Origin of the sequence: Methylobacterium sp. E-065, from assembly GCF_022829605.1 — a bacterium.
GTDB lineage: Bacteria > Pseudomonadota > Alphaproteobacteria > Rhizobiales > Beijerinckiaceae > Methylobacterium.
This window is the reverse complement of sequence record NZ_JAKSYD010000268.1, coordinates 1-23,015: the sequence shown is the minus strand read 5'-3', so window position 1 is coordinate 23,015 and position 23,015 is coordinate 1. Positions and strand designations below refer to the sequence as shown.

Annotated in this window: 22 protein-coding genes; 15 read left to right on the top strand and 7 right to left on the bottom strand. The window is 70.2% G+C overall.

Annotated elements, in window-relative coordinates:
- Window positions 1-366 precede the first annotated feature (366 nt).
- Window positions 367-564 carry a hypothetical protein gene (locus MKK84_RS31075; RefSeq protein WP_243926221.1) on the top strand — a complete coding sequence of 66 codons (198 nt, stop codon included), beginning with the start codon at window positions 367-369 and terminating at the stop codon, window positions 562-564.
- A 56-nt stretch (window positions 565-620) separates the two neighbouring features.
- Here MKK84_RS31075 and MKK84_RS31070 read toward each other — a convergent pair whose 3' ends face one another.
- Genes MKK84_RS31070 through MKK84_RS31060 form a run of 3 tightly spaced genes read right to left on the bottom strand, consistent with a single transcriptional unit; the run spans window position 621 to window position 1,474 of the window.
- On the bottom strand, window positions 621-758 hold the full coding sequence (locus tag MKK84_RS31070) for a hypothetical protein (protein WP_243926219.1): 138 nt from the start codon (window positions 756-758) through the stop codon (window positions 621-623).
- 26 nt (window positions 759-784) lie between these two features.
- Window positions 785-1,279 carry a hypothetical protein gene (locus MKK84_RS31065; RefSeq protein ID WP_243926217.1) on the bottom strand — a complete coding sequence of 165 codons (495 nt, stop codon included), beginning with the start codon at window positions 1,277-1,279 and terminating at the stop codon, window positions 785-787.
- Between the two features lie 15 nt (window positions 1,280-1,294).
- On the bottom strand, window positions 1,295-1,474 hold the full coding sequence (locus MKK84_RS31060; protein ID WP_243926215.1) for a hypothetical protein: 180 nt from the start codon (window positions 1,472-1,474) through the stop codon (window positions 1,295-1,297).
- Window positions 1,475-2,427: 953 nt separating this feature from the next.
- Between MKK84_RS31060 and MKK84_RS31055 the strand changes: the two genes are divergently transcribed.
- The 7 genes from MKK84_RS31055 to MKK84_RS31025 are packed head-to-tail and all read left to right on the top strand — an operon-like array spanning window position 2,428 to window position 10,582.
- A complete protein-coding gene (locus MKK84_RS31055; protein ID WP_243926208.1) occupies window positions 2,428-4,065 on the top strand; it encodes an amidohydrolase in 1,638 nt (545 codons plus the stop codon).
- The gene (locus MKK84_RS31050) at window positions 4,062-5,054 is read left to right on the top strand and encodes a CobW family GTP-binding protein (RefSeq protein WP_243926205.1); all 993 of its coding nucleotides are present in this window, start codon (window positions 4,062-4,064) and stop codon (window positions 5,052-5,054) included. Before MKK84_RS31055 ends, MKK84_RS31050 begins: the two co-directional genes overlap by 4 nt.
- On the top strand, window positions 5,045-6,664 hold the full coding sequence (locus MKK84_RS31045) for an ABC transporter substrate-binding protein (RefSeq protein ID WP_243926203.1): 1,620 nt from the start codon (window positions 5,045-5,047) through the stop codon (window positions 6,662-6,664). The genes MKK84_RS31050 and MKK84_RS31045 overlap by 10 nt, the downstream gene beginning before the upstream one ends.
- Complete coding sequence (locus MKK84_RS31040) at window positions 6,661-7,644, top strand: ABC transporter permease (protein WP_243926201.1); 984 nt, start codon at window positions 6,661-6,663, stop codon at window positions 7,642-7,644. Before MKK84_RS31045 ends, MKK84_RS31040 begins: the two co-directional genes overlap by 4 nt.
- A complete protein-coding gene (locus MKK84_RS31035) occupies window positions 7,641-8,564 on the top strand; it encodes an ABC transporter permease (protein ID WP_243926199.1) in 924 nt (307 codons plus the stop codon). The genes MKK84_RS31040 and MKK84_RS31035 overlap by 4 nt, the downstream gene beginning before the upstream one ends.
- A 3-nt stretch (window positions 8,565-8,567) precedes the next feature.
- Entirely contained in the window at window positions 8,568-9,563 is a 996-nt protein-coding gene (locus MKK84_RS31030) for an ABC transporter ATP-binding protein (protein ID WP_243926197.1), read from the top strand.
- Entirely contained in the window at window positions 9,560-10,582 is a 1,023-nt protein-coding gene (locus MKK84_RS31025) for an ABC transporter ATP-binding protein (protein WP_243926195.1), read from the top strand. The genes MKK84_RS31030 and MKK84_RS31025 overlap by 4 nt, the downstream gene beginning before the upstream one ends.
- 76 nt (window positions 10,583-10,658) lie before the next feature.
- Here the strand turns inward: MKK84_RS31025 and MKK84_RS31020 are convergent, their stop codons facing one another.
- Together MKK84_RS31020 and MKK84_RS31015 are read right to left on the bottom strand one after the other, a co-directional pair.
- Window positions 10,659-12,047 carry an NAD(P)/FAD-dependent oxidoreductase gene (locus MKK84_RS31020; protein ID WP_243926193.1) on the bottom strand — a complete coding sequence of 463 codons (1,389 nt, stop codon included), beginning with the start codon at window positions 12,045-12,047 and terminating at the stop codon, window positions 10,659-10,661.
- Between the two features lie 12 nt (window positions 12,048-12,059).
- On the bottom strand, window positions 12,060-12,458 hold the full coding sequence (locus tag MKK84_RS31015) for a nuclear transport factor 2 family protein (RefSeq protein ID WP_243926191.1): 399 nt from the start codon (window positions 12,456-12,458) through the stop codon (window positions 12,060-12,062).
- A 251-nt stretch (window positions 12,459-12,709) separates the two neighbouring features.
- Between MKK84_RS31015 and tauA the strand changes: the two genes are divergently transcribed.
- The 5 genes from tauA (at window position 12,710) to MKK84_RS30990 (ending at window position 17,814) form a co-directional block, all read left to right on the top strand.
- On the top strand, window positions 12,710-13,750 hold the full coding sequence (tauA, locus tag MKK84_RS31010) for a taurine ABC transporter substrate-binding protein (RefSeq protein WP_243926189.1): 1,041 nt from the start codon (window positions 12,710-12,712) through the stop codon (window positions 13,748-13,750).
- A gap of 22 nt (window positions 13,751-13,772) precedes the next feature.
- Window positions 13,773-14,564, top strand: a complete 792-nt coding sequence (locus MKK84_RS31005; protein ID WP_243926187.1) for a taurine ABC transporter ATP-binding protein — start codon at window positions 13,773-13,775, stop codon at window positions 14,562-14,564.
- Window positions 14,561-15,403, top strand: a complete 843-nt coding sequence (locus MKK84_RS31000; RefSeq protein ID WP_243926185.1) for an ABC transporter permease subunit — start codon at window positions 14,561-14,563, stop codon at window positions 15,401-15,403. Before MKK84_RS31005 ends, MKK84_RS31000 begins: the two co-directional genes overlap by 4 nt.
- Window positions 15,404-15,515: 112 nt before the next feature.
- Window positions 15,516-17,036, top strand: a complete 1,521-nt coding sequence (locus MKK84_RS30995) for an aldehyde dehydrogenase family protein (RefSeq protein ID WP_243926183.1) — start codon at window positions 15,516-15,518, stop codon at window positions 17,034-17,036.
- 22 nt (window positions 17,037-17,058) lie between these two features.
- The gene (locus MKK84_RS30990) at window positions 17,059-17,814 is read left to right on the top strand and encodes a sulfite exporter TauE/SafE family protein (protein ID WP_243926181.1); all 756 of its coding nucleotides are present in this window, start codon (window positions 17,059-17,061) and stop codon (window positions 17,812-17,814) included.
- Here MKK84_RS30990 and MKK84_RS30985 read toward each other — a convergent pair.
- Complete coding sequence (locus tag MKK84_RS30985; protein ID WP_243926179.1) at window positions 17,788-19,293, bottom strand: PLP-dependent aminotransferase family protein; 1,506 nt, start codon at window positions 19,291-19,293, stop codon at window positions 17,788-17,790. The two genes, MKK84_RS30990 and MKK84_RS30985, sit on opposite strands and share 27 nt — an antisense overlap.
- 240 nt (window positions 19,294-19,533) lie before the next feature.
- Window positions 19,534-20,304: a DUF72 domain-containing protein gene (locus MKK84_RS30980; RefSeq protein ID WP_243926237.1), complete on the bottom strand. Its 771-nt coding sequence runs from the start codon at window positions 20,302-20,304 to the stop codon at window positions 19,534-19,536.
- Between the two features lie 67 nt (window positions 20,305-20,371).
- On the opposite strand from MKK84_RS30980, the gene MKK84_RS30975 reads away from it, so the two are divergent.
- Both MKK84_RS30975 and MKK84_RS30970 read left to right on the top strand, forming a co-directional pair.
- Complete coding sequence (locus MKK84_RS30975) at window positions 20,372-20,734, top strand: DUF4186 domain-containing protein (RefSeq protein WP_243926178.1); 363 nt, start codon at window positions 20,372-20,374, stop codon at window positions 20,732-20,734.
- Window positions 20,735-21,909: 1,175 nt separating this feature from the next.
- Window positions 21,910-22,842 (top strand): ArdC family protein, encoded by a 933-nt coding sequence (locus MKK84_RS30970; RefSeq protein WP_243926176.1) that lies wholly within the window; start codon window positions 21,910-21,912, stop codon window positions 22,840-22,842.
- Window positions 22,843-23,015 lie beyond the last annotated feature (173 nt).

Here is a 23,015-nt window from a genome sequence, read left to right as displayed (position 1 = left end):
GGCTGTGAGCGCCTCTTCCGTGTCGATGGCCGGCAGGGTGACATAGCCGATGCCTCGTCCAGCATCCGTGCCCTCGTGCTGTGTGGCCGCGAGACGGCCATGAAGCCCGCTACGTCAGCACGGCTCGGACACAGAACGGGTGCGGTCATCCTTCGTGCCCCGGAACATGTCGGGCGAGGCCGGACCGTCCTCCGGGGTTGTCGCGCCCCTGACCGAGACACCCTTCTACCAAGCGAGGTTCTCCGAACGGTTGAAGGGACGGAAGGGGATGCGCGTCGACCGGCCGGTGCCGCGCGCGACCCGGGGCATCGAGGCGGGGAGGACAGAGGTCCGCCCCGGGCAGGGCAACCTCCTCAAGATCGCCACTTGCATGGCGCCGGGCATCATCTTCCGGCAATCACCTGGGACGAGGGGCCGGCCCCGACCGGGGTGGCCAAGGCTGCGGGCACCGGGTTCGGATCGCGGCTGCTCCGGCAGACCGTCGAGCGCAGCCTCGGCGGCCGGTTCGATCGGAGCATCAACGCGGACGGCCTCCGTTTCGAGATGGTCGTCGGCCCCGGCTGAGGGACGGGGTCGTCACGGTCGCTTCGAAGGGCGCAACCCGACCCGGAAACGGGTGATCACATCACCAGCCCCTCCAGCGCCTCGGCATCCACGTCGGGCAGGGTCGAGGGCACCACGCGCGGCCACTCGTACTCCCTGAACCGGCGGACCAGGAACCGTGCCTCCCGTATCATCTCGTTCCACGTCGCTTGCACGCCATGACATCCCGCCACCACCTCCGTCAGGCGATGGGCGGCATCGACGGCCGCCTCGGCCTCGACCGCCCCGATCCCTCCCAGGCAGCCCTTCCGGGACCACCTTCAGGCCTCGTCCGCGTGGCCTGGCATGAGTTCCACGGCCGGGCGTTGGCCGGTTCGGACAGCCGATGGCCGAAGCGACCCTCGATCTCGTAGAAGACCCCGAGCGCGGCGGTAGCGGCGAACCCGGCCAACAGCCTCGCGGTGTCCGCGCCGAACGGTGCATCGGCGAGCGAGCCATCCCACGGACCGAGGCCGACGGGGCGCCCGTCCGATGGCCTCCCATCCCCCCAGGCCAGGCCTTCCGGCAAGGCGTCCGGACGGTATCCGAAGGGATCGTGGTCGTTCGCGATCCGATAGAAGGCCTCGCAGGACTGCGGGAACGGCTGGAACGCCAAACCCTTCGGCCCGCGTTTCACGAGGGGATCGCAAGCCCGTACCAGGACGAGATCTCCAATGACGCGCACGCGGTCGTCCATGAACCGCCGCAGGTCCTACGCGGCTTCGGGGCGGCCGTCCTTGGCGATCTCGGCGACCTCGACCCCGGCCAGGAGGCGGTCGCCTTCCGTCAGGTCCAGGCCGCGGGTCGCATCCCGGGAGTTCGGGGCCATCGCGGCCAGCGGCGTGCGCCGGCTCGCATTGCCGAGGCCCGTGTAGGCGGGCGAGTCGAGCAACGCCCCGCCGACGAGGTATGCCTCGAACCGAGCCAGGTCGAACCCGTCCCGGGGCCGCGTCTGTGGGAGGCGAGCCGCACGCCGGAAACCTGGAGGCAGAGGGCGCCTTCGTAGGTGCGCCAGGTAAGGTTGCCGTGCTCGGTTGGGATCGTGTGCGTCCCTCCGAGATCCTCGCGCGACCCGGACTTGAGGGCGACGGGCGTATAGGTCGCCACGAACCAATGTTCCCTGCTCCGCTTGCGCTTGCGCCGCAGCAACATCGGGCTTGGGTGCTTGACGTTGACGATCCGGTCCCCGGGCATGCCGTCCCCTGTTTCTCGGGTGCGCGACGAGGATCCCGGACGCGGCTCGTTTATGTGTCACGATGTTAGGATGTTGTGGTCGCCGGAGCGATCATTCTATCTCAATGTCAGCTGTCGGGCTCCAAGCGGCCATTCGAATGATTTCGCTTGAAGGTTTGCTGATGGCGCAAAGCTGTCGCGGCCGCTCGCTCGGATTGAGCGTCCGCTATTCAGGTTGCGCCATCCGAAACCAGACTGGCAGGAAACCACCCAACCCGGCCATTCAGCAGCGCCCGCCAACGCGACGGGAGCTGGCCCTTAGCAGAAGTTCCGCTCTGGAGCGGATCGGCTGCGGAAGCGGACGGCTGCCTGCCGCAAGACCGTGGCCGAGAAATCAAGAGCACCTCCGCTGAATGCGCTGGCACCGCCCGCGGTTATGCCCCGCATGTTGAATGACGCGGGGAAGCGTTTCATCCCGCGCCGCTCCGGTGCGGTTGGCTCGCAGGCTGTGCGACGCTGCACCGGCCAAGTCGTCCCCGGAAGCACCCGCATCGCCGCGTCATTCGGGGTGCCTCTTTGCGGCGCCGCGCCCTGGCTCCCTTCATCCCCGCCGTCTGGCGCTAGCGGCCCGGGCGAACGGCCGACATCCTAGGCGTCGTGCCGAGGACAGCCATGCCGAGCGAGATCACCCTCTTCGAGGCCCGGCGGATCATCACGATGAATCCATCGCGGCCGGACGCGACGCATATCGCCGTGTGCGACGGGCGCGTACTGACGGTCGGAACGCAAGCCGAGTTCGACGGGCTCGACGCGGTTGCCGACCGGCGCTTCGCAGACAAGGTCATCCTCCCCGGTTTCGTCGAGGGGCACGCCCACGTGATGGAGGGGACCCTCTGGCGTCAGACCTATGTTGGCGCCGGCGACCGCCGCAGCCCGGACGGACGCCGCGTGCCCGGCCTGCGCGACATCGGCGCCGTCGTGGACCGGCTCTCGGAGGCGGACCGGTCCATCGCCGACCCGGACCAGCTGCTCTACGGCTGGGGCTTCGATCCGCTGCATCTCGGCGGCGCGCGCCTAACCCGGCACGACCTCGACCGGGTCTCGACCACCCGGCCGGTGATGGTCCACCACGCCAGCCTGCACATCACCAACGTCAACAGCCTGCTCTTGGAGATGGCGGGCTTCGATGAGAACACCGCCATCGACGGCGTGCCGAAGCTGCCGGACGGCACCCCGTCCGGGGAACTTCAGGGGATCGCCGCCCGGCTGCGCCTGTTCCGGGGGCTCGGCTACAACCCGATGAGCGGGACCCTCGACGCCGCCGACGTGGCCCGGTTCGGTGCGGCCGCGCAGCTCCAGGGCATCACCACCATCGCCGACCTGCACAACGACCTCACCGACGCGACCGTGGCGGTCTACGGCGCCGCCTGCGTCGAGGGCCTGCCGGTGCGGATCGTGCCGGCTCTGGCCTCGGTCTCGTGCCCCCCGGAAGACGGGGTCGCCAGGATCGGCCGCCTCGCCGCCGCCAGCACCGATCGCCTCCGCTTCGGCATCGTGAAGATCGTCGTCGACGGCTCAATCCAGGGTTTCACCGCTCGGCTCCTGCCGCCGGGCTATCATAACGGCGCGCCGAACGGCCTCTGGTACGTCGCCCCCGAGGATCTCGACCGGATCGTCGGCGTCTACCACGCCGCCGGCATCCAGCTTCACATCCACACCAACGGCAACGAGGCCACCGAGGCGGCACTCGACGCGGTCGAGAAGGCGCAGATCGCCCGTCCTCGTCCCGACCACCGGCACACCCTCCAGCATTGCCAGATGGCGACCGAGGCGCAGCTGCGGCGGGTCAAGGCCCTGGGCCTGTGCCTCAACCTGTTCTCGAACCATCTCTACTACTGGGGTGATGCCCATCACGACCTGACGATGGGGCCGGAGCGGGCGGCCCGGATCGACGCCGCCGGGAGCGCGGCGCGGCTCGGCATCCCGCTCGCGATCCACTCGGACGCGCCGGTGACGCCGCTGGGGCCGCTGTTCACCGCCTGGTGCGCCGTCAACCGGACCACCTCGTCGGGGCGCGTGCTCGGCCCCGAGGAGCGCCTGAGCGTCGCCCAAGCCCTGCACGCCGTGACGCTCGGGGCCGCCTACACGCTCCGGATGGATCATTGCGTCGGCTCCATCGAGGCCGGGAAGTTCGCCGATTTCGCCGTCCTCGACGCGGATCCGTACGAAGTGCCCTCGGAGGCGCTCAAGGACGTTCCAATCCACGCCACGGTGCTGGGCGGCCGCGTCTTTACGGTGCCGCCGGCATGAGGCGCCGACTTCCCGCGCCCGCGACGCGGTGCCCGCTCACGGTCGTCGGCGGCTTCCTCGGAGCCGGCAAGACGACGCTGCTGAACCGGCTGCTCGCCGGCTCGCACGGCCGCTACGCGGTGCTGGTCAACGATTTCGGGGCGATCAACGTCGATGCGGGCCTGATCCAGGACCATGACGGGCAGACCCTGCGGCTGACCAATGGCTGCGTCTGCTGCAGCCTCGCCGACGGCTTCCTCGACACGCTAATGCGCGTCCTCGCGGAGCCCGAACCCTTCGATCACATCGTCATCGAGGCGAGCGGCGTCGGCGATCCGGGCGCCATCGCGGAGATCGCCCTGGTGGAGCCCGGCCTCGTCCTGCGCGGCGTCGTGGTGCTGGCGGATGCCGAGCGCCTGCCGGGCCTTGCCGCCGATCCGCGCCTGGGCGACACGCTCGCCCGCCAGATCCGTGCCGCCGACCTCCTCGTGCTGAACAAGCGCGACCTCGTGGATGAAGCCGGCCGCGCCGCCGCCCGGGCGACGCTCGCCGCCCTCGCGCCGGGCATCCCGGTGGTCGAGACTGTGGCGGCCGCGCTGCCGGCGGCTTTCTTCGATCTGGGCGGCGCGGGTCCGGACCGGGCCTGGCGGGGATCGACCCGGCTGCGGGCCGAGGCGGTCCCGCACGAGGAGGCCTTCCAGCGCCTGCTTTACCGGCGCACGGGCGCATTCGACCGCGTCGCGCTCGAGCGCGCGCTCACCGCCATGCCGGCCGCGCTCCTGCGGCTGAAGGGGCGCCTCGGTCTGGCCGACAGGCCCGGGATGCATCTGCTTCAGATGGTCGGGCGCCGCTGGAGCCTGTCGCCGCTGCCGGAGCCTGCGCCGGACGCAGCCGAGCTCGTCGGCATCGCGGCCACCGATCCCGGAATCGGACCGGCGCTGGCCGGCCTCCTCGACGCCGCGTTGCGCCCCCCGCACATCCCACACGGAGACCGAACCCGATGCGCCTGACCAAACGCACGCTCCTCGGCGCCGGCCTCTCAGTCCTCGCCGCGCCCCTGACGGCCCCGATCCTCGGCCTGCCGGAGGCTCTAGCCGACGACGCGACGGCGCCGCTGGTGATCGGCACCAATCAAGTGCCGCGCCACTTCAACGGCGCCGTGCAGTCCGGCATCGCCACCGGCATGGTCTCGACGCAGATCTTCGCGAGCCCGCTGCGCTACGACGACCAGTGGAACCCGCAACCCTATCTGGCGAAATCCTGGGTCGTCGCCCCCGATAACTTGAGCGTGACGCTTCACCTTGTGGAGGACGCCGTCTTCCACGACGGCCACCCGCTGACCGCCGAGGATGTCGCCTTCTCGATCGGGGTGATCAAGGCCAACCATCCGTTCCAGACCATGCTGGAGCCGGTCTCGACGGTCGAGACCCCGGACGCCCATACGGTCATCATCCGGCTCGCGCGCCCGCACCCGGCGCTGCTGCTGGCCATGTCGCCCGGCCTGATGCCGATCCTGCCCAAGCACGTCTACGGCGACGGCCAGGACATCAAGACCCACCCGGCCAACCTGAAGCCCGTCGGCTCCGGCCCGTTCAAGTTCGTCGAGTACAAGCAGGGCGAGTCGATCCAGCTCGAGCGGTTCGACCGGTTCTTCATCCCCGGGCGGCCCAAGCTGGCGCGGCTCGTCTACCGGATCCTGCCGGACCAGAACAGCCTCGTCATCGCCACCGAAAGGCGCGAGATCGGCATGCTGCCGTTCCTGTCCTCGGTGCGCGACATCGAACGGCTCGCCAAGGCGCCGACCCTGACGGTGACGGATCGCGGCTTCGAGGGGATCGGCCCGATCAACTGGCTGGCTTTCAACTGCGGGAAGAAGCCCCTCGACGACGTGCGCGTCCGTCGGGCCATCGCGCTGGCAGCCAACCGCGACTTCATCACCGGCAAGCTGCTCGGCGGCGTGGCGAAGGCGGCCACCGGCCCGATCGTGCCGGGCTCGCCGTTCTACGAGCCGGCCGTCGATCTCTACAAGCTCGACATCGCCAAGGCGGACGCCCTGCTCGACGAGGCCGGCCTGAAGAAGGGGCCGGACGGCACGCGGCTCCAGCTCACCATCGACTACATCCCCAACGACAACGACCAGCAGCGCAACGTCGCCGAGTACCTGCGGGCCGGCCTCAAGCGGATCGGCATCGCCCTCCAGGTCCGGGCCGCGCCGGACTTCCCGACCTGGGCGCAGCGCGTCTCGAACTTCGACTTCGACCTGACCATGGACAACGTCTTCAACTGGGGCGACCCGGTGATCGGCGTGGCGCGGACCTACCTGTCGACCAACATCCGCAAGGGCGTGATCTGGTGGAACACGCAGCAGTACAAGAACCCGAAGGTCGACGAACTGCTGAACGCCGCCGCGGTCGAGACCGACCTGCAGAAGCGCAAGGCGCTCTACGACGAATTCCAGAAGATCGTCGTGTCCGAGGCGCCGATCGCCTATCTCAACCTCACCCCCTACAAGGCGGTCTACGACAAGCGCCTGACGAACCTGCCCCTGTCGATCTGGGGGCCGCTCTCCCCCCTCGACGAGGTCGCCTGGGCGCAGGGCGCCGCGGGGGCCGAGCAATGACGGGCCTGCGCAGGCTCGGCGCGACGGCGGCGAACGCCGTCGGCCTGCTGCTTGCCGTGGTGGTGCTGAACTTCCTGCTGATCCAGGCGGCGCCGGGGGATCCGGCCCAGGTGATCGCCGGGGAGATGGGCGGCGCCTCGCCGGAGATCATGGCGGAGATCCGCACCCGCTACGGCCTCGACCGCAGCCTCCCCGAGCAGCTCGCGACTTATGTCGGCAAGGTGGCGCGGGGCGATCTCGGCTACTCGTTCTTCTTCAACGAGCCGGTCTCGCGCCTCATCCTGGGTCGCCTGCCGGCCACCGCCCTGCTGGTGCTGAGTTCCCTCGCCCTCGCGGTGCTGATCGGCGCAGGCCTCGGGATCCTGGGCGCGCGCAAACCGGACGGCTTCCTGAGCCACGCGGTCTCCCTGGTGGCGATCGCCGGCAACGCCGCGCCGGTGTTCTGGACCGGGCTGATGCTGCTGGTGGTGTTCGCCTCCCTGTGGCCAGTGCTCCCGGTCGCCGGGATGGAGGACGTGGCGATCCCGCGGCACGGCTTGGCCTACGCCCTGGACGTCGCCCAGCACCTGATCCTGCCGGCGCTGACCCTCGGCATCGTCTACGTCGCGCAGTACAGCCGCCTGATGCGCGCCAGCATGATCGACGCGCTCAACGCGGATTACGTCCGCACCGCCCGGGCCAAGGGCCTGCCGGAGCGGATCGTGATCGGCAAGCACGCGCTGCGCAACGCGCTGATCCCCCTCGTCACCATGGTCGGGCTCCAGTTCGGCCAGCTCTTCGCCGGCGCGATCCTGGTCGAGACCGTGTTCGCGTGGCCGGGGCTCGGCCGGCTGACCTTCGACTCGATCCTGCGGCGCGACTACCCGACGCTGCTCGGCATCCTGTTCTGCTCGGCCCTGCTGGTCATCGCGGCCAACCTCGTCACCGACCTCCTCTATCGCCTGATCGATCCGCGGATCCGCGCCGGGAGGCCGGCATGAGCGCCCTCGTCGCGGCCGAGCCCGCGGTGCGGCCCCAGCCGGTGCGATCCGAAGCGGCGCCGCCGATGCCGCGCCCGGCCTCGGATCCCGGCCTCGCCGCCCTGCGCCTGTTCCTGCGCAACCCGAGTGGGCTCCTGGGCTCCGTCATCCTGATCGGCCTGCTGTTCGCCGCGTTGGCGGGCCCGCACCTCTACGGGGTCGACCCGTTCGAGATCGTCGGCGCCCCGTTCCAGCCGCCGGGGGGTGACCCGCTGCTCGGCACCGATTACCTCGGCCAGGATATCCTCGCGGCCCTGCTCCAAGGGGGCCGCGCGACCCTGCTGGTCGGGTTCTCGGCGGCCCTCATCACCGTGGTGATCGGCGTGACCTTCGGGGCGCTCGCAGGCTTCTTCGGCGGCCGGGTCGACGCGGCGCTGATGAAGGTCACCGAGTTCTTCCAGGTGCTGCCGACCCTGCTGTTCGCGATGGTTCTGGTCACCCTGTTCGGCCAGAGGATCGCCATCACCACGATCGCGATCGGCATCGTGTCCTGGCCGCCCACGGCCCGTTTGACCCGGGCCGAGTTCCTGCGCCTGCGTGGCCTCGACTTCGTCAAGGCGGCCCGGGCGGGCGGCGCCGGACCGCTCTACCTGATCGGCCGGGTGATCCTGCCGAACGCTGCGCCGCCGATCGTAGTCTCCGCCACGCTGGCGATCGGCACCGCCGTGCTGTTCGAGGGGGCCCTGAGCTTCCTCGGGCTGGGCGACCCCAACGTGATGAGCTGGGGGCTGATGATCGGCCAGAACCGCGCCTACGCCCTCGAGGCGTGGTGGACGGTGCTGCTGCCCGGGGCGGCGATCTTCCTCGCGGTCCTCGGGGTCAGCCTGGTGGGCGACGCGGTCAACGACGCGGTCAATCCGCGCCTGCGCAAGCGGAGCTGAGCGATGGACCCCGTTCTCGCCGTCGAGGACCTGACCGTGACCTTGACGCGGCCGGACGGCCCCGTGCCGGTCCTGGAGCGCCTGAGCTTCTCCGTCGAGGCCGGCCGCACCGTCGCGCTGGTCGGCGAATCCGGCTGCGGTAAGAGCATGACGGCGCTGGCCATCATGGGCCTGCTGCCGGAGGGTTTCGCCCGCACCGACGGCCGCATCCGGCTCGCCGGGGAGGATATCGCGGCCGCCCAGCCGTCCCGGCTGCGGGCTCTGCGCGGCAGCGCCCTGTCGATGATCTTCCAGGAGCCGATGACGGCCCTGAACCCGGTCTACACGGTCGGCGACCAGATCGCCGAGGCGCTGCGCCTGCACCAGCGGCTCGGGCGCCGCGCAGCCCTGGAGCGGGCGCTGGCGATGCTGAGGGCCGTGCAGATCCCCGCGGCCGAACGGCGCCTGCACGCCTATCCGCACGAACTCTCCGGCGGCATGCGCCAGCGGGTGATGATCGCCATGGCGCTGGCCTGCCGGCCCAAGCTCCTGATCGCCGACGAGCCGACCACGGCCCTCGACGTGACCGTCCAAGCGCAGGTCTTCGACCTGCTGAAGGCCCTGCAGGACGAGATGGGCACCGCCATCGTGCTGATCACGCACGACCTCGGGGCGGTGGCCGACATCGCCGACACCGTGGCGGTACTCTACGCCGGTCGCTGCATCGAGCAGGGCGACACCCGGTCGGTGATGCGCGCGCCCCAGCACCCCTACACGATCGGTCTGATGGGCTGCACGCCGCACCTGCGCCTCGGCGCGGCGGCCGATGCGGGGGTGGGGACGCTGCGCGAGATCCCGGGCCTCGTCCCGCCGCTGGGCCGGCGACCGGCGATCTGCGCCTTCGCGGACCGCTGCGGCCGGGCCGACGCCACCTGCCTGGACAAGCCCCAGCCGCCCCTCGCCGAGGCCGGCCCGGCCCGGGCGGTGGCCTGCTGGCACCCGGAGGCCCGCGCAGCATGATGTCGAACGCCGCATCGGCCCCGACCGGGGCGGACCTCCTGCAGGTCAACGACCTGAAGGTTCACTTCCCAGTCCCGGGTGGCGGGCGGGTCCACGCGGTCGATGGCGTGAGCTTCGTCGTGCGCCGCGGCGCGAGCTTCGGCATCGTCGGGGAATCCGGCTCGGGCAAGTCGACCACGGCGCAGGGGATCATGCGCCTCGTCCCGGCGACCGCGGGTCAGGTGGTCCTGCGCGGCGCCGACATCCTCGGCCTCCGGGGCGCCCGGCTCCGGCAGGCGCGGCGCCACATCCAGATGGTGTTCCAAGATCCGTTCGCCTCCCTCGATCCCCGCCGCTGCGCCGGGGATCTCGTGGCCGAGCCGCTGCGGCTGCTGGAAGGGCTTTCGCGCAGGCAGGCGGCGGCACGGCTCGACGGGCTGTTCGCCGCGGTGGGCCTGCCGTCCGAGGCCCGCGGCCTGTTCCCGCACCAGTTCTCGGGCGGGCAGCGCCAGCGCCTGTGCATCGCCAGGGCGTTGGCGACCGAGCCCGACATCATCGTCTGCGACGAGGCGGTGTCGGCCCTCGACGTCGCGATCCAGGCGCAGATCCTCAATCTCCTGGCCAAGCTCCAGGCCGAGCGCGGCCTCGCCTACATCTTCATCTCGCACGATCTCGGCGTCGTGCAGCACCTCTGCGACGAGGTCGCGGTGATGTATCTCGGCCGCATCGTCGAGCAGGCGCCGACGCGGACGTTCTTCTCCGCCCCGCGCCATCCCTACAGCTGGTCGCTGATCTCGGCGGCGGTGCCGGCCGGTCCCGCGCGGGACGCCCTGAAGGCGCGCTACCTCGTGCGCGGCGAGCCGCCGAGCCCAATCGATCCGCCCGCCGGCTGCCGGTTCGCCGGGCGCTGCCCGTTCGCGGTCGAGCGCTGCCGCGCCGAGGATCCCGCCCTGCTGGCGACCGGCCCGGGCCATTACGTCGCCTGTCACCGGGTCGGCGAGATCGAGGCGCCGGACTTCGACCGGGCTCAGGCCGCCTGACTTCGCACGGTTCCCGATATGAAAGGCCGACCCGAACGTTCGGGGCGGCCCGTCGGGTCCGTTGGCTGCGGCCGGCTCAGGCCGCCTCGTCGCGGTGGTGGTACCAGCGATACAGCATCCGCTGCCCGATGCGCCGGAACGGGGCGAAGGGGTGGCCCGGGAGCGCCCCTTCGAAGATCGGCAGGCTCGCGGGCCTGCGCCCGGCCACGAGCCCGGCGAGCCGGCGGCCAGCCTGGGCCGAGAACGCGACGCCGTTGCCGCCGTAGCCCAGGGCGTAGAACAGGGGCTCGCCCGGTTCGGGTTGGACGATGCGGGGCATCATGTCGTGGCTGACATCGACCCAGCCCCACCACGAATAGTCGATCGCGATGCCTTCGAGGGCCGGGAACTTCTGGTGCAGGCCGTCGACCAGCAGGCGCAGGTGGCGCGGGTGGGTCGCGTCCGCCCCCGTGATCGCGCTGCGGCTGCCGATCTGCACCCGGCCGTCGGGCAGCCGGCGATAGTAGAACCGCAGGGTGCGCGTGTCGGTGACGAAGGTCGTCGTGCGCAGCGTCGCGGCGATCTCGTCGGCGGTCAGGGGCCGCGTGACCAGGGAATTTGACAGGATCGGCATGATCCGGCTGCGCAGGCGCGGATGCAGCCCCTGGCTGGTATAGCCGCCCGTGGCGATCGCCACCGCGCGGGCCCGCACGGTCCCGTGGGGCGTCCGCACCCGGAAGCCGCCGCCGTCGCGGTCGATCCCGAGCACCGGACTGGCGGGATGGACCTTGGCTCCGGCCGCCCGCGCGGCGCGGAGATAGCCGAAGGCGAACTTGGCCGGATGGATGCCGATCCCCAGCGGTTCGTGGAGCGCGCCGACCGCCCCGGCCTCGTCCATCCAGTCCCGCCGCAGCTCGTCCGCGCCGAGCATCCGCGTGCCGTAGCCGAAGACCTCATTGGCAACCGCGGACTCGGCCGAGAGCTTGGCGAAGGTACGGGCCCGATGGGCGACGTAGATGTGGCCGCCGGGCTGAGGGTCGGGGTCGAACTCGCGCACGAGACCGGTGAAATACTCGAAGCCCTCCAGGATTTCGGCGTGGATCCGGAGCGCAGTCTCGCGGCCGTAGCGGGCGATCCATTGCGAGCGGCTGAGCCGCCCCGAGGCGTTCTGGCCCTGGCCGCCGTTGCGGGTGCTGCAGCCCCAGGCGACCCGGTTGGCCTCCAGCACGGTGGCCTTGATGCCGTGGTCGCGGGCGAGGCTGAGGGCGCAGGACAGGCCGGTGAAGCCCGAACCGACGATCACCACGTCCGCATCGACGTCCCCCGTGATCGGGCCGTCATCCGCTGGTGGCGGCCCGGCGGTGGCCACCCAGTAGGTCGGCGCGTAGGCGCGGTCCGTCCCCGGGGTGGCGCTGGTCAGCGGGTCGTAGGTCGGATCGTAGGGCGCGCCGGTCGGGCGCGGGACGGGATCGGGGGTCAGGCTCACGAACCGCCTCCCTCAGGCCGCCTGGACCGGGCGGTCCTTGCGGAAGGCGCTCTTGCGGGCGATCAGCCGGCCCTCGAACACGAATAGGTCGACCCCCTCTACGGCGACCCGGCCGCCATCGGCCCGGGTGCCGGTGAACAGCCATTCCGACGTGGCCCGCTCCCCCGCCAGCGTGTGGCGCGACACCGTCCAGGCCACGTCCGGCATGTCGGTCCAGACCGCCAGGAAGGCCGCCCGCACGGCGTCCTGTCCGGTCAGGCGGCGCCCGTGCGACTCGGGACCGGCCGCGGTGTCGAACACGACCCCCGGTGTGAAGCAGGCCATGACGCCGTCGGCGTCGTGGCGGTTGAAGGCCGCGAACAGGCGCTCCAGCACAGCGTGGCGCTCCGCTTCGGTCGTCGCTTCATTCATGGACCTGCACTCCCCTCGCGCGCCCGCAGGCAGCAATCGTTCGCGGCGAGCTAGCGCCGCCGCGGGCCGGCCGGCGAGATCCAGAGCGCTACCAAAGACGCATCCAGTTGGCGGGCGTGTCGGGCGCGGTGGGGCCAGTCGGAGGGGATTTGGATGGCGTCTGGCCCCTTTGCACGGGGCTTGCCTTATCGGACCTTGTCGCCGGCACGCCGAGTCGCATCGATTCGGGTTGCCCGAGGGGGAGTGTGGACATGGACAGCGTAAGACCGCGACCGAACCCGCGCCGCTCCGTGGGGCGAGCGACCCTGGCCGCCCTGGCGGCGCTGACGCCAGTGATCCTGGGCATCCTCGCGCCCGACTCCACCCGGGCCGCCGAGAAATCGGTCACCTTCGCCCACCAGGACATGGTGGTCCCGTTCCGCGCCCTGATGGCCTCGGGGGCGATCGAGAAGGCCACCGGCTACACGGTGACCTGGCGCAAGTTCGGCGGCGGCGGCGACGTCATCCGCGCCATGGCGTCGGGCAACGTCCAGATCGGCGAGGCGGGCTCCAGCCCGATCGCGGCGGCGGCCTCGCAGGGGCTCGACATCGAACTGTTCTGGATCCTCGACGAGATCGCCGACGCCGAGCAGCTCGTGGCGCGCAACGGCAGCGGCATCAGGAGCGTGGCCGACCTGCGCGGTAAGACCGTCGCGGTGCCGTTCGTCTCCACCTCGCACTATCAGCTGATCGCCGCCCTGGCGGAGGCCGGGCTGGGCCAGAAGGACGTGACGATCCTCAACATGCGCCCGCCCGAGATCGCCGCCGCCTGGGAGCGCGGCGACATCGACGCGACCTTCATCTGGGATCCGGTGCTGGCCCGGGTGAAGAAGTCCGGCACGGTGGTGCTCTCGGCGGGCGACATCGCCCGCAGGGGCAAGGCGACCTTCGACGGCCTGGTGGTCGATCGGGCCTGGGCGGCCCAGAACCGGGACTTCCTGGTCACCCTGGTGAAGCTGATCGCCGCCGAGGACGCCGCCTACGCGGCCAAGCCCTGGGCCGCCGGCTCGCCCGAGGTGAGTGCGGTGGCCAAGATCACCGGTGCGGATCCCGCGGAGGTGCCGGCGAGTCTCGCGAGCTACCGCTTCCCGGCCCTGGACGCGCAGGCCTCCCCGGCCTGGCTCGGCGGCGGGGCCACCAAGGCGCTGACCGAGACCGCCGGGTTCCTGAAGGCGCAGGGTCGCGTGCAGGCTCTGGCGCCGGATTACGGCCGGTTCGTCACCGGGGACTACGTGGCGGCGGCCCGGAAGTAGTCGGCGTCTTCGAGAGGGCGGCATGATCGAGATCCGCAACGTCAGCGTCCATTACGGGGAGGGCGAGGCCGGCATCGTCGCCCTCTCGCAGGTGAACCTGACGATCCGGCCCGGGGAGTTCGTGGTCGCGCTCGGCGCCTCCGGCTGCGGCAAGACCACCCTGCTCTCGGCGATCGCGGGCTTCCTCGAACCGACCGAGGGCAGCATCCTCCTCGACGGGGTGCCGGTCCGGGGGCCGGGGGCCGACCGGGGGGTGGTGTTCCAACGCCACGCCCTGATGCCCTGGCTGAGCGTGGCCGAGAACGTGGCGTTCGGCCCCAAGCTGCGCGGCGTCCCGCGCGCCGAGCGGCGCCGGATCGCCCTGGAGATGCTGGACCTCGTGGGCCTCGCCGAATTCGCCGACCGGAAGGTCTACGAACTCTCCGGCGGCATGCAGCAGAGGGTCGGCATCGCCCGGGCTCTGGCCGGCGACCCGCGCGCCCTGCTGATGGACGAGCCGCTGGGCGCCCTGGACGCGTTCACCCGCGAGCAGGTCCAGGAGCTGATCCTCCAAGTCTGGCACCGGACCGGCAAGATGGCCTTCTTCATCACCCACGACGTCGAGGAGGCGGTGTTCTTGGCCACGAAACTCCTGATCATGAGCCCGCGGCCGGGCCGCATCGTCGAGGCGATCGACCTGCCGTTCTCGCGCGCGGTCGTGGCCGGGCGGCCGGCCCGGGCGGTCAAGTCGGACCCCGACTTCATCGCCGTGCGGGAGCGCGTGCTCGGGCGCATCCATCACCGGACCGATCCCGCGCTCGGGGGCTCGCGATGAGCGGCCTGCCCCTTGAGGCGACGGCCGTTGCCGGCGCGCGGCGGACCCGTCCCGGGCGCCCTGCCCGCCGCAGCGGCGCGCTGGTGCCGATCGTCAGCACCGCCACGGTGCTGGCCTGTCTCGGTCTCTGGGCGGTCGCAACCCATATCGGCTGGATCAAGCCGCTGTTCCTGCCGCCGCCGGAGGCGGTCCTGTCGGCTCTCGGGCAGGCCTGGAACGGCGACTTGGACGGCGCGCCCCTGGGCATCCACGTCCGCGACAGCCTAATGCGCGTCCTCGGCGCCTTCGGTCTCGCCACGCTGCTCGGTGTCCCGGCCGGGCTGGCCATGGGGACGAGCCGGATCGCCCGCGGCATCCTCGACCCGCTGATCGAGTTCTACCGGCCGCTGCCGCCGCTCGCCTACCTGCCGCTGATGATCATCTGGTTCGGCATCGGCGAAGTGTCGAAGGTGCTGCTGATCGTCCTCGCCTGCTTCGCCCCGGTAGCGCTGGCGACCCGCTCGGGCGTTCTCTCGGCCTCCGCCGACCAGATCAACGCGGCGCGCGCCCTCGGGGCGAGCCGTGCGCAGGTGCTGCGCTACGTGGTGCTCCCGGCCGCGCTACCCGAGATTCTGATCGGCCTGCGGATCGGCATGGGGGTGGGCTGGACCACCCTGGTCGCCGCCGAGATGGTGGCGGCCCAGGCCGGCCTCGGCCAGCTCGTCCTCAACGCCTCCAACTTCCTGCGCACCGACGTGGTGGTGATGGGGATCCTTCTGATCGGCCTGTTCGCCACCCTGTTCGAGGTGGGCCTCCGCCGGCTCGAGCGCGTGCTGGTGCCCTGGAAGGGGAAGGCCTGAGGGCACCCGCCCGCCCTGGCCCGTTCACTCGCCGCCGGCTGGACCTGTCGCGACGCCCGAAGCGCCCCTATCGACGGCGGGACGCCCCAGCCCAGCCGCGAGTAAGCCGCCGATGCCGAACGAAGCCGAGAGCCCGACGCCCGGGCGGGCACGCCTCCCCCGGGGCGTGCGCGACCTCCTGGCTGCGCTGGCCGGCCGCCACCTGATCGGGAACGCGCTGGTGGGCCCGGTGGACGGCGCTTGCCTGACCGTCCTCGATCCCGCCACCGGGCACGCCCTGGCCGAGGCACCGGCGGCCGGCCCGGCGGATGTCCAGGCTGCGGTCGCGGCGGCCCGCGCCGCCGGACGGACCTGGGCGCGGGTCCCGGCCCGCGAGCGCGGACGGCTGGTGGCCGAGGGCGGGCGCCGGATCGCGGCGGCGGCCCCGGATCTCGCCCCGCTTCTGGCCGCCGAGACCGGCAAGGCGATCCGCACCGAGTGCCGCCCCGAGATCACCACCGCGGCCGACATCCTCGCGATGTTCGGCGGTCTCGCCACGGAACTGAAGGGCGAGACGCTGCCGTTCAGCCCGGACATGCTCGCGCTGACCACCCGCGAACCCCTGGGGGTGGTGGCGGCGATCCTGCCCTGGAACGTGCCCCTCGTTCTGATGGCGCTCAAGATCGGACCGGCCCTAGTCGCCGGCAACACCGTGGTGCTGAAGGCCTCCGAGGAGGCCCCCTTCGCAACGATCGAGGCGGCGCGCCTCCTGGCCGACCTCCTGCCGCCCGGCGTCCTCAACGTAATCTGCGGCACCGGTCCCGCCTGCGGGGCGCCGCTGGTCCGGCACCCCGACGTCGCCAAGGTTACCTTCACGGGCTCGCAGGCAGTGGGCGAGGCGATCTACCGCGAGGCCGCCGACAAGCTGATCCCGGTGAGCCTGGAGCTCGGCGGCAAGAGCCCGATGCTGGTCTTTGCGGACGCGGACCTCGACCGGGCCGTCGCGGGCGCGGTGGCCGGCATGCGCTTCACCCGCCAGGGCCAGAGCTGCACCGCCTCGAGCCGGATCTACGTCGACGCCGGGCTGCACGACCGGTTCGTGGAGCGGCTGGCCGCCGCCGTCGCGAACCTCCGGATGGGCGATCCCCTGGACGAGGCCACCGATATCGGCACCGTGATCAATGCCCGGCAGCACGCCAAAATCATGGACTATATCGCCCAGGGCGAGGCTACGCCGGGCGCGCGGGCCGTACGCTGCGGGCGCCTGCCGGCCGCGCCGGATCTCGCTGAAGGCCTGTTCGTCGAGCCGGTCCTGTTCACCGGTCTAACTGAGGACAGCCCGCTCATGCGCGACGAGATCTTCGGTCCGGTCGCCTGCATCGTGCCGTTCTCCGACGAGGAGGACGTCCTGGCGGCCGCGAATGCGGGGGAATTCGGCCTCGCCGCGACGGTCTGGACCCGGGACCTGCGCCGGGCGCTGCGGGTGTCGCACGCGCTGGATGCCGGTTATGTCCAGGTCAACCAGAACCTGACGATCCAGCCGAACCTCAGCTACGGTGGCTTCAAGAAGTCGGGTCTCGGCAAGGAGGCCTCCCTGGAGTCGATGCTGGAGCACTTCACCCGCAAGAAGACCATCGTGGTCGACATGCGTTAGGGTGGTGACTCCCGCTCTTCCGATGCCTGAACCGGCATCCCTGATCGCGATCGCGGCCGCGATCTTCGCCGCGGCGCTGATCCGCGGCTTCACGGGCTTCGGGTTCGCCCTGGCGGCCGTGCCGCTGCTCGGCTTCTCGCTCCCGCCGAACCAGTGCGTCCCGCTCGCCGTCGCCCTGCAGTTCTGCGCGAGCCTGTCCGACCTGCCCCGGGCGCGCCGGACCTGCCATTGGCCCTCGCTCCGCTGGCTCGTCGCCGGCACGGTGGTCGGATCGCCCCTCGGCGTGGCCGCTTTGGCTGCGGCGAGCCCGGACGCTGCCCGGCTCGGCATCGCGCTGGTCTGCGGCTGCGGGACCGTCGCGCTCCTGCGCGGCTTCCGCTTCGTCGGGCTTCCGCGCGGCGGCGCGACCCTGGCGGTCGGGCTGGCGGCCGGCCTGTGCAACGGGCTCGCGGCGATGCCGGGTCCGCCCGTGGTCGCCTACTACCTCGCGACGCCGCTCTCGCCGCGGCAGGGACGCGCCTCGTTGCTGGTGTTCTTCCTGGCGACGTCGATCGCCAGCGCCATCAGCCTCGCGACTGCCGGGCTCTTCGGGGGCTTTCTAGCGATCCCGGTGATGATCGGCATCCCGCTCATCGTCGCCGGCAGCCGGCTCGGCGAGGCGCTTCTCAGGCTCGGAGCCGGACGGGGGCATCGCGCCCTGTCGATCCTGCTGCTCTGCACCGTCGCCGTCACGAGCGTGGTGCAGGCGGTTTCAGACCTGCTCGGGCATCCCCTGTGACGCCGGGATTCCGGCCGGCGTGACCAGTTCCGCGAGGCGGGTGAGGCCCGCCTCGATCCGGTCGGTCCGGATCGAGGCGAAGCCCAAGCGGAAGCAGGCCCGGCCGGCCTCCGGGTCGGAGTAGAAGATATCGCCCGGCTCGATCAGGACGCCCCGGGCGCGAGCGCGCACGCTGAGATCCCGGGCATCGAGGCCGACAGGCCCCTCCACCCAGAAGCTCGTGGCCCCCGGGTCGCGCCGCCAGCGGAACGCGGGCAGGAGGCGGGGCAGCAGGCCGGCGATCCGGACGGCGCGCTCCTCCAGAACGCCGGCGGTCCGGCGCAGATGCGTGCGGTAATGCCCGAACGCCACGAACATCGCGGTCGCGCGCTGATTGTTCGAGGGCGGGTGGCGCAGCATCAGCCGCCGCAGCACGCGCAGCTCCGCGATCACGGCCCGGGGCGCCACCACGTAGCCGACCCGCAGGCCCGGGGCGAGCACCTTCGAGAAGCTGCCGACATAGATCACGCGGCCATCCGCATCGAGGCTCTTGAGGGACGGGATCTCGTCCGCCAGGGCGAGGTCGGCTTCGTAATCGTCCTCGACCAGGACGACGTCGTGGCGCCGCGCGGCCGCGAGGAGGGCGCGGCGTCGCTCCAGCGGCATCACCGCGGTGGTCGGGCACTGATGCCCCACGGTGACGAACGCCACGTCCCGGCTGGCGAAGACGGCATCGGGCACGACCCCGTGCCGGTCGATGGCGAGCGTCGCGAGGTCGTCGGTGGCGAGGGTCAGCATGTTGCGGGTATCGGGATAGCTGGGGTCCTCGACACCCGCCGGCGTAGTGCGGCCGACCAGCAGCTGGATCAGGAGCGAGAGCGCCTGCTGCGAGCCGATGGTGACCATCACCTCGTCGGCGCTGGCGAAGATGCCCCGCCGCGGCAGCACCTGAAGGCGGAGCTGCTCCACGAGATCGGCATCGTCCTCGTCGATCAGGTCGCCCGCCCAGGCGTTGATCTCGGACACCCCGGAGGCCGCCCGCACGCTCTCGCGCCAGTCATTGGCCGGGAACAGGGACGGATCGAACTGGCCGAACAGGAAGGGATAGGGGTAGTCGAGCCAGTCCCGCGGCTTGGTGATCTGCCGCAGCTGCGCGGGGCGGACCGCGAAGCGCCGCGACCACGCGATGGTCCGTTGCGGCGAGGGACCACGCGCTTCGGAGACGATCAGATCCGGCGCCAGAAAGATCCCGCTGCGCTCGTGAGCGATTAGGAAGCCCTCGTCGATGAGCTGCTGGTACGCGTTCACCACGGTGTTGCGGGCGACCCCGAGCAGGGCCGCCAGTTGGCGCGTCGAAGGCAGCCGGGCCTCCGCGGTGAACAGCCCCCGTTCGATGGCGGTGACGATCGCCCGGCGGATCTGCAGGTGCAGCGCCAAGCCGCTCCGGTCGAGTTCGCCGAACAGCTGCGTCCAGGCGAGAGCATGATCTGTGATAGCCACGGCGTTCGGCTCCTGCTCGGGGACACGTCACCCGAGGCAAGGATGGCGCCAGCGGCTCAGGATCGGCGCTTCGCGTCGCGAAGTCCGCTTTGGGGACGGCGTCACAGCTCTCTGGACGGCCGATATGGGCGCAAAGCCGAACGTCCGGTTCTGCGCGCCATGGCGCTCCGGCGTGGCGTAGCCTGGCCGAAAGCAGCCAGTCCGCTTCGGAGCCGGCCAGCCGGAAAAGCGGACGACCTCCTATCGACCCATAATTGACGTTGGTGGTGGCTCGCCCGATTTAGAGAGCGCAAGTGTCTCTAAAGCATTACCAATGGCCGCGAACTCTGCGGTGTTGTCGAAAATACACCACGCCCGACCTCCTTGGACGTTCTTCTGATGCAGGCGCTCGGCGATCTGGATGAGAACGGGCGGCTCATATGCTGAACGGTACATGCTCGGAGAGCCATGGAGCCGGTAATAGGCGAGATCCAGCCAACCGCCAGGCCTGCCTGCATCCGGGATGGGAGCGGGATCGGCAGCGACCCGGGCAATCGCAAGTTCGCAAAGGACTTTATCGACGTCCTGCGTAAACCAAGTCGCGTGGCGTGGTTCACAGACGATGTCGCCGGCAAAGCTCCGCCTGAAGGTCGCCAGGAACGGATCGGCAGACGCCCTGTCGAACGCTAGACTCGGCGGAAGCTGAAGCAGCAGCGGCCCGAGCTTCGGTCCGAGGCCCGCCACCTCAGCCAGGAAGCGGGCCAGGACCTCTTCCACATCGATCAGGCGCCGCTCATGCGTGATTGCCCGTGGCACCTTCACGGCGAACCGAAATCCGGCCGGTACCGCAGCAGCCCATTTCTCGTAGGTCGCAATGCGATGCGGCCGGTAGAAGGACGTGTTGATCTCGACGGTCGAGAAGCGCTGCGCGTACCGCTCCAGATGGCTGCCGTCTCGCGGGAAATGAGGCGCGTAGGCTTTCGCCAGGCTCCAGCCCGCGGTGCCAATCATGATAGACTCTGGTGTGCGCATCGGTTGCTGCGTAGGCTGATGAGCCGTGCCGGTCAGATGCGCGGCGGTTGAACGAGTGTAGTTGCGCATGCGAGCGCTTGAAGACGTTTTCGATCGCCTGCCGCAATCCGCCTTCCGTCAGCGATTTCGGCTGGCGACTGCCGACCAGAACTACCTGCGCGACAAGGGTCTCCCGACGGTTCTCGAGCATGCACGGGACTTCGTCAAACGGCGCCTCGCGCCAGCCGCGCCGACGAATGATGGCAAGCAGACGTCCTTTCGCGGTCATCCGGTCTTCACGGCGCAGCATGCGACGGCGACGTGCTGCCGTGGCTGTTTGGCCAAGTGGTACGGCATTCCGACGGGGCGGGAATTAACCGGTTCCGAGCAGGCTCATGTGATCGAGGCGATCGCGCGCTGGCTGCGTTCTCAGAGCGTCGAAGGCACGTGACGTGCCGCGGTTCCAAACTGCACTGAGACCCAATGTAGTTTAAGCGCTCGCTCGGCGCCGCGCTTGCAGCCAGCTTTCCAGGGCTGCCCATTTGTGGTCGGATCGTATGTCCGCTTCGGAGCAGCGTTAGAAGGCAGCAGAGCGGCGGCAAAGGGCGCAAAGCGGAACGTCCGCTTTCGGTTTACGGCAGCGCTACCCTGCTCTGGCATGCCAAACTCCACATCCCTACCAAATTTCGGCCGATCGCAAGTTTGCAGCTTAGATACATTATCCCTGACAGGGCCCCGATACATCACATCAATAAAAATGCGAACGCAATCGCTGCGATGGTGATCTGTTGATCTAGGCAAACTAAAATCTATATAGATTTAGCTGATACATCGTATCAGCGGCGCCTTACCCCGACCAGGAAATTGGTTGCCCCTCCACACACGATCTATTCATTTCAAATCGCTATAGGTAGAGGCAATCTCCTCTCGCACCTATTTTTCACCCCTCCAGCTCCTCTCCGTCAGGGTGAAGCGCTACAGCCAAGCAACAGATCGTCATCTGTCCTGTGTTGGTTCGACGAGCTGAAACGGTCGGCCACCTGCACCAAGTAGAGACGAGCTCTTACCCGCCAAAATAAAAGAGCCAGCTCCCTATGAGCCCCGAGCCTCCACCGCCAGCCATGCGGGACGGAGATCGCCGGGTCGCAAGCCGAAGGGCATCGGTATAAAAAAGCGGTACCGTACTTCACGGACCGCAGGATGGAGGGAATGGGTAGCCCCAGACCTCCGGGACGACCCCGATGCCCCGCGGATCGAGCGGACGGGTCCGTCCGCGCTGGCCGTCCAAGCTGACGGGAAGCAGTGTCTAAAGGCCGACCGCACAGCCCCGGCCTACCTGTCGCAAGGTTGCACCTCGATCCGCCGGTCGACCGACGGCGTGGCTCCGGGATCCGGACATCCTCGGTAGAGCGTGGCTTTGCCGCTCACCGGCAAAGCCTTGCCTGCAGCAAGCCGATCTCCCTCAAACGTCCACCAAGATCCGGGGCAGGACAGGGAGCACTGACCCCGTATCTCCGCCGCTGCCCGGCTGCGGCCCCACCCAAAGCTTTTGTGAAAAGCCGTCGTACCTACGGGAATCCCGCCCCGAGGCCGCCAACGCCGTGGCTGCACCGGAGCCTGCCTTTCATGCCTACCAACGACCTGCACGCCCGTCTCGCCGCGACCATCCTCGAGCAGCTCGAGACCGCCGACCCCGCTTCATGGACGCCGCCCTGGCACGGCGCAGATCCGATGCCGTGCAACGCCCGCACCGGTCGGCGCTACCGCGGCATCAACGTGCTTGCGCTGTGGTCTGCCGCCCAAGCCCATGGCTACACCAACGCAAGCTGGGCGACCTACCGGCAGTGGGCGGCGCTCGGCGCGCAGGTCCGCCAGGCCGAGCGCGGCACCCTCGTGCTGTTCTACAAGGAGCTGCCCCGCGGGACTGACGCCGATCCCGCCGATGGCACCCCCTTCGTCGCCCGCGCCGCCTACGTCTTCAACGCCGCGCAGGTCGATGCTGCCCCGCCGCCTGTAGATGCGCCTGGGGCCAGCGTCACCCCAGACCCACTGCCCGCCTTCGACGCGTTCGCGGCGTCTACCGGCGCCGCGATTCAGCATGGTGGCAACCGCGCCTGCTACATCCCAGCCACCGACACGATCCACCTACCGCCCCGCACCGCCTTCCGCACGCCGACGGGCTACGCCGGGACCACCGCCCACGAGCTCGTGCACTGGACCGGCGCGCCCCACCGTCTCGACCGTGACTTCACCGGCCGGTTCGGTGCCCGGGCGTATGCCGCTGAAGAACTCGTGGCAGAGCTCGGCGCCGCCTTCGTACTGGCGGATCTAGACATCAAAGTACATGGACTGAAACGGACCCCAAGTCGGCTGGTGGGGGCAGTGCGCGTGCCGCTCGATCATCGGCGCGAAGTCGACCTCGCCGGTTTCAGGATCGAAACTCGGCCCGCGTTCTTTAGCCGACTCAGCTTTGACATGGTGACCCGGGGGCACGCCGACATGACGTGCTGCCGGACCCAGCGCCTGAGAGCAGCCAACGCGCTTCATTCCCAAGACTAGGCCTGGATTGCGCCACGGAAACGCGATCAAATTGATCGTCCCCCTTTGAAGTGGTCCGCCCTGAAGTATGGCTTTTGCGCCGACAGAGGACGGAATCGATGGCCCAACGACCCAAGCCCGAGGAGATCGTGAGCAAGCTGCGTCAGGTCGACGTGCTGGTCTCACAAGGACAG